Annotated in this window: 3 protein-coding genes; 2 read left to right on the plus strand and 1 reads right to left on the minus strand. The window is 45.1% G+C overall.

Annotated features, from left to right (window positions below; genetic code table 11):
- Positions 1-14: 14 nt before the first annotated feature.
- On the minus strand, positions 15-1,073 hold the full coding sequence (locus ACYTXL_RS09400) for a ParM/StbA family protein (protein WP_461924496.1): 1,059 nt from the start codon (positions 1,071-1,073) through the stop codon (positions 15-17).
- A gap of 248 nt (positions 1,074-1,321) precedes the next feature.
- Here ACYTXL_RS09400 and ACYTXL_RS09405 point away from each other — a divergent pair, with 248 nt between their 5' ends.
- Together ACYTXL_RS09405 and ACYTXL_RS09410 are read left to right on the plus strand one after the other, a co-directional pair.
- Entirely contained in the window at positions 1,322-1,543 is a 222-nt protein-coding gene (locus tag ACYTXL_RS09405; RefSeq protein ID WP_461924497.1) for a ribbon-helix-helix protein, CopG family, read from the plus strand.
- A 484-nt stretch (positions 1,544-2,027) separates the two neighbouring features.
- Positions 2,028-4,964, plus strand: a complete 2,937-nt coding sequence (locus ACYTXL_RS09410; RefSeq protein WP_461924498.1) for a plasmid replication protein, CyRepA1 family — start codon at positions 2,028-2,030, stop codon at positions 4,962-4,964.
- Positions 4,965-5,402 lie beyond the last annotated feature (438 nt).

Consider the following 5,402-nt stretch of genomic DNA (forward strand, 5'->3'; position numbering starts at 1 on the left):
CTACCCGAATGCTTTCATTGCTGTTCATTCACACTCCTTAAATGAATCATCTTTGCTAGTTGGTAAAGCCCAATCGCGTTTGCCCAAACTGGGTTATCTGCTACTACGAACCCTTTAGCCCTCAATGCTTCATCAACTCCTGAAAGCTGGGAGCCTCCACCGATGATCAAGCAGGAGTCGGCGTTAATTTTCCAAGGGTGGATAAACTTGAATACTGGCGCTAGGGACTTCTGTACCCAAGGCGCTAACTCTTTTTGGTAGACATCTTGAAAACTGAACTGTTTGCCGTACCAAAAGGGCTTTTCAATACTTTCTAGTCCCTGGCGGATCAGGTGCGGCATTGCAATCTCGCCCACCAAGCGATTTTTAAAGTCTGGGTTGGCCGAAATCATTCGGATCAACTCTTCCACACCATTATCAAAAGTCTTTCGGTTAGCTAGATGTCCTTTGGAACCGATTAAAGTGGCAATAACTGTCCGATTCCCGATATCAACAATTACGTTTTGCTTACTGGTGTTCAAGTTCTGGGCAAAGGCGGCGATTGCTGCATGACCTTCGTCGTAGACCTTCAAAACATGGATCTTGACCTCGGTGGGGCAAATCTTACCGCCAAACTTTACGACGTGCCGCCCCGTAAGCGCATCGATTAACTGATCTTCTAAATCACCTCTCTCGTGCAAAGACGCACAAATTACTAACTCAATTGAGGCTTTATAAGGGTAATAGGAAAGCACTGCTAGCAAGTGTTTCAGCGATTGATTCACTTTTGCAATAGCATCGTCGGTCACTCGCAAGTGGTTTTTGGGGTTAGCGTCGTAAGCCGCAAAACCTGACAACCACTGCTTATAGTCCAGTTTGGTCATTGCATCTCCCTCTAGGTACTCGACGTAACCTTCAGTGGGAGTCTCGGTTGGGCGGTAATAACAGTTCTCTAAATAACTAGGAAACCTGATTTTTTGGTCTGACGATACAAATTTAATGCTGGAATTACCGAGGTCATAACCAGCAATAATTGTGAGTGTACCCTTTTGCCTTGTGTTGGCATTTTCGGTATGAACTGCCAAATCTGTCATAAGGTTTAATCCTCTAAATATTTAATTGACAAGGTTCTGAAATAAGCTTGCTGCCTTGATTTTGACTATCTCTGCATTAACGTAGTAGCCGATAAAATTTCTGCGGCATTTTAACCAGCCAACACAGATTTATTCTTGGTTTGGCATTTCTGCCTTATACCTGATATATTAACTATGTCACGACATTGTGTCAACACAATATTAAAATTACTAGACAATTAGATGTCATGGAGGCAAATTAAGAGAGAATGAGTTATTTAGATTTGATGGTTGATCGGCGAAGGAGCGAAGATTATCGACAACTAAGTGGTCACATACCTACAGCGATGTACAAAAAGTTCAAAGCTCTTTGTGCAGAGAGGGATGTGAATCAAAGTGAAGCTTTAGAGCAAGCACTTACACTATGGTTTGAGCATGGCGAGGAAACAAGCGATAGCCCTCCGGCTAGTTCCAAACAAAATAATCACTAAACGACATGGAGAAATTTAAGTAAAAAATCAAACTAATATCAAGTTGCAGAAGACAAAAACTTTTGTAAAATCAGGCTATTGCTGAAATGAAGCGATTAACGGAGGTACAAACAGAAAAACACCAAAAAATAAAAAAACAAAGCGATACTAAGTGGTAAACGCTTTGTCCAACAAAGAAAATTAAATATTTCAATATCTGAGAGCGGGTTTCATCTCTAGAGAACCAAAAAAGTGGATTGGTAGTTGGAAGCTCTAACCACTGATTGGCGAAAGAGATTATTCCGCGCTGCTTACTCATATTATATGAGGTGCTGTGAAAATTTCTATATTTTCACTGGTAGATTTTTGGATTCAAATTTATCATTTTTTTTTGATAGCGTAAAAAAGCCTAAACCAGCAAAACAGTAAATCTCATAGATATCAGGTGTAGCAGTGCGTTAACCCCCTCGAAATACTAAAAAACCAGTTATTTGAGGGTAAATCTGTGATAAATAGTAACCGCGCACTTCAACCACATGAAGTTATAGGGGGGTGCGAGACGATATCTCGACCCTCCTATATAGAAGCAACCCACTGGAATGAATGGTTAGCCAGTGCTGTTGACCCTGGAATTATTGCATTAAACGTGATTTCCGTATCGGGTACTGCCGCCTACGATTACCTGTTTTATGGTCAAAACGTCCCCCGCCGTAACGATGGACGACTCAGAGACGGGGTACTCAAGAAGTATCGCCACATCGAAGGACTGAACTGGTGGTGCAGTGGTGTTGATCCACTCAACGATTATAGCCCCATGATGTGGGGCGGCATGAAGCCCGATCGCCCCAGGCGCGACCTGAACAAAGTTCTTAAATTCATCAAGTATGAACACCCCTTGCGAGTGCCTACACGGGCATTCTTCCTGGCAGTACCAGATTACATCTGGGAGAGTGTAGCCGCCCGATATGACTTGACCATCAGCGATGAAGATAGGGCATTAGGCTTCTGGCATTGGGTATGGAAGTACAACATCCCAGTTGTGATTTGTGAGGGGGCTAAAAAAGCAGGGGCATTACTCACATTGGGTTATGCAGCGATCGCCCTTCCTGGGATAAACAGTGGCTACCGCAATCCCAAAGATGAATTTGGACAGCCCACAGGTAATTTACACCTAATTCCAGAGCTACAACACTTTGCCACCCTTGGACGTGAATTCATCATCTGCTTTGACCACGACACCAAGCCAGAAACAGTCCAACGGGTGAATATTGCCATTAGCCAAACCGCGAAACTTTTAACTGCCTGCGGCTCTCAAGTCCTAGTGACACAGTGGAGTTACCCCGAAAAAGGCATTGATGACTTAATTGCCGCTAGGGGGCCAGCTGTTACTGATGAAATTATAAAACTAGCACTGACAAAAGAAAAATGGCAGGTCAAAGAGTACAGCCGACTGTCTTACTCAGGGTCACTCGTCCTCAATCAGCGTTACCTGGGAGAATTGGCTATCCCGGAAACCGCTAAACTGATTTTACTCAAATCCGTTAAAGGTTCTGGTAAAACCGAGTCATTTGCCGCGATCGTTGCTGAGGCGATCGCCAACGGTCAACCCGTTATCCTCTTATCGCACAGGGTACAGTTAGCAAGTGCGATCGCGGATCGGGTAGGCATCCCCTACATCACCGAAGTCAGAAACAGCGAAACCGGGATTTTACTCGGTTTTGCCCTGTGTGTAGACAGTTTACACCCCAACGGTCAAGCCAGATTTAACGCTGCCCACTGGAAAGAACCGCTAGTAATCATTGACGAATCCGAGCAGGTGATCTGGCATTTGCTCTCTGCCAACACTGAAGTTAAGAAGCATCGGGTCGAAGTCCTCAACCAACTTTCCCAGTTGTTCAAAAATGCCTTCGCCCCAGGACGTGGTAAAGTCATCCTGGCTGATGCTGACTTATCTGATTTATCGCCTGAAATGGTCATGGGTCTGGCAGAAACCCAAGTTACCCCTTGGGTGGTGGTCAACAACTGGAAGGGACAACCCTGGAACATTTACCACTACAAACAAACTACCCCGGTTAATTGGTTAGCTGCCCTGGAAGCCCACATCAAAATCGGGGGTAAGCCCTTTATTGCAGTTGATTGCCAAAAAGCTAAATCCAAATGGGGAACCAAAGTTTTAGAAGCTCGGTTAAAGAAACAATTCCCCGACCGAAAAATCCTTCGTATTGACTCCGAAACGATTGCCAACCCGGAACACGAAGCTTACAACTGCATTGAGAGACTAAACAAAGTGCTGCTGGAATATGACATTGTGCTGGCCTCCCCATCCATCGGCACAGGGGTCAGCATTGACATACTCGGACATTTTACCAGTGTTTGGGGATGCTTCCGGGGAGTAGCACCAGAAAATGCCACTCGCCAAGCCTTAGCCCGTGTCCGAGAGGCGATACCGCGTCATCTTTGGGTAGCCAGTCATGGCTTAGGAAAGATTGGCAACGGAGCAATTAACCTCAAATCCCTGTTAGCCTGTGAGCATAAACGCTTTCAAGCTAACTTGAAGCTGCTACAGAATGCTTCATTGATCATTGACGGCGATGAAATCAACATTAATCGCACTGCCTTAAACGTTTTTGGCAAAATGGCCTGTCGGATCAATGCGGGTATGATTCATTACCGTGACACAGTGCTAGAGGAATTAGGCAACGAAGGTCATAACATTGTCGATGTCCATGACAACAAAATTCGCAAAAAGTTAAACAACGAAATCACCGCCCAAACAAATGAAGTTTACAACGGTGAATGTCAGGATATCACTGCTGCCGATACAACTGCGATGACTGCTGCCAAATATGAGGCGCTGCAACAACAACGGGCTAAAACCACAACTGAACGCCACATTGAGCGCAAATATAAGCTTCTTCAGCGTTACGGTGTGGATGTTACCCCAGAACTCGTCAAAAAAGACGATCAAGGTTATTACCCACAACTGAGGCTGCATTTTTACCTTACCTTGGGCAGAGCGAAAGTTGCTGACCGCGATCGCAAACTGGGTGAAAAGATGCTTCTTGCCAAGAGTGCTTGGCTACCAGACTTTAACGGCGGTCAACTGGGTTTGGTAATTCATGCCTTGGAACTGTTCAACATCCCCCAATTCATCAAGGGCGATCGCGAATTCCGGGGAACTGATGCCGACTTAGTGCAGATGGCTAACAATGCCCTATCTGTGAAGTGGCAGGTGAAAACCGTTCTGGGTATTACCCTCAATGACAATGACAGCCCCATCGTTATCTTACGGCGATTGCTCAAGAAGATAGGGCTGAAACTCAAATACCTTGGCCGTGATGGAACGGGCGAACGCCAACGAGTTTATCGTGTGATTGACGGTGACGATGGACGTGAGCAAATCTTCCAGAACTGGCTAGCCAAGGAGAAAGCCCTGGCTTAACCAAAATTCCAACTCTAAACCTAACTAAATAGCTGTGCCAGTTGTAGCCTTTACCTACAGCAGGGGTTGCCTCATGGAATAGTTGCGACTTTCGTACCATTTCCCCCAAAGGCAAGCTTAATAATGTGGCAGTTAGGACTACCATTCGTCCCAAAATGCCTGTTTTCAGTTCCGTCCACTAACGGTAATTAAATAGATAAACAAATTTACTGGACAATCCACACTGGCCCCAAAGTCATTGACCCATTAACCTCCAATATTTTATCTACGCTACTGCGGCTTGATGGCACGGCGACTAATAATCGTTGCTTCTTGGGGTGAAATGAGCAACCGTACAGAAAGTTACGCTAAGGCTGAAAGTGCGATTCGTTAGCTAGAAACTAGAGCCTGAAAAGGTTTCAGAGGATTAGCTGCTAGGTAATGATAACAGAACCTCGA

The organism is Nostoc sp. (assembly GCF_054880495.1).